The organism is Allobrachymonas chironomi DSM 19884 (assembly GCF_000374625.1).
Lineage (GTDB): Bacteria > Pseudomonadota > Gammaproteobacteria > Burkholderiales > Burkholderiaceae_C > Brachymonas > Brachymonas chironomi.
On the sequence record NZ_KB894797.1, the window covers coordinates 1 to 1249 of the forward strand.

The following is a 1249-nucleotide window of genomic DNA, read 5'->3' on the forward strand; positions in this document are numbered from 1 at the left end:
AACTGGTTTAAGCCGACTGCGCAAAAGACATAATCGATTCACAAAAAATAGGCACACGAAAAACAAGTTAAGGGATGCAGTTTATGCATCCCTTAACTTACTTATTAAATAATTTATAGCTATTGAAAAGAGATAAGAATTGTTCAAAGCTAATATTGTTTAAATCGTCAATTCCTGCATGTTTTAAGGAATTGTTAAATTGATTTTTTGTAAATATTTTCTTGTATTCTTTGTTAACCCATTTCATAACGAAATAATTATACTTTTGTTTATCTTTGTGTGATATTCTTGATTTTTTTCTACTTAATCTGATAAGTGAGCTATTCACTTTAGGTTTAGGATGAAAATATTCTCTTGGAACCATACTTAATATAGAAATATCAACTTCTGCCATTAAAAGTAATGCCAATGAGCGTTTTGTATTTAATAATCTTTTAGCAAACCCGTATTCCACGATTAAATAAATCTCATTAGCTATACTATCAAAAACAATTTTGCGTATTATATCCGTACTTATGTTATAAGGTATATTACCATATGGTTTTTAGGAAATTTAAACTGCAATATATCCTTGTTTAAAACTTGGAAATTATCGTGATCAACAAGTTTATTTTCTGTAGTTTTGCATAATTTATGGTCTATTTCAATGGCAGTTACGAAATTACACCTCTTTACTAATTCAAGGGTAAAATGGCCTTTTCCTGAGCCGATTTCAAAGATATTATCATGTTCATTTAATCTTATATTTGTCATTATTTTATCTATATTATGTTTTGAAGTAATAAAGTTTTGACTGTGTTTTATATTTTTCTCGTTCATTATACCCCTCTTTAATTTGGTTATATGAATTTTGCTTATTAACGATTCATTATAACCACTTATTTTTTGTTTGGTTGATAATGAACTGTGCTGATTACAAAAATACTAAAAATGCCCATATTTTTTCCTCCTTATAAAATTAGTATAATTATAGCACGAGCTCTGATAAATATGAACATGATGAGTGATCGTTAAATTTATACTGCAATCGGATGCGATTATTGAATAAAAGATATGAGAGATTTATCTAATTTCTTTTTTCTTGTAAAAAAAGAAAGTTCTTAAAGGTTTTATAGTTTTGGTCGTAGAGCACACGGTTTAACGACTTAATTACGAAGTAAATAAGTCTAGTGTGTTAGACTTTATGAAATCTATATACGTTTATATATATTTATTATCCGGAGGTGTAGCATGTCTCATTCAATTTTGA

1 protein-coding gene and 1 pseudogene are annotated in these 1249 nt (G+C 27.5%); both read right to left on the reverse strand.

Features of this window, described 5'->3' with window-relative positions:
- Positions 1-97 precede the first annotated feature (97 nt).
- Positions 98-819, reverse strand: a pseudogene (gene erm(C), locus C513_RS14060) (23S rRNA (adenine(2058)-N(6))-methyltransferase Erm(C)).
- A gap of 59 nt (positions 820-878) precedes the next feature.
- A complete protein-coding gene (gene ermCL, locus C513_RS14385; protein WP_002497446.1) occupies positions 879-938 on the reverse strand; it encodes a 23S rRNA methylase leader peptide ErmCL in 60 nt (19 codons plus the stop codon).
- Positions 939-1249 lie beyond the last annotated feature (311 nt).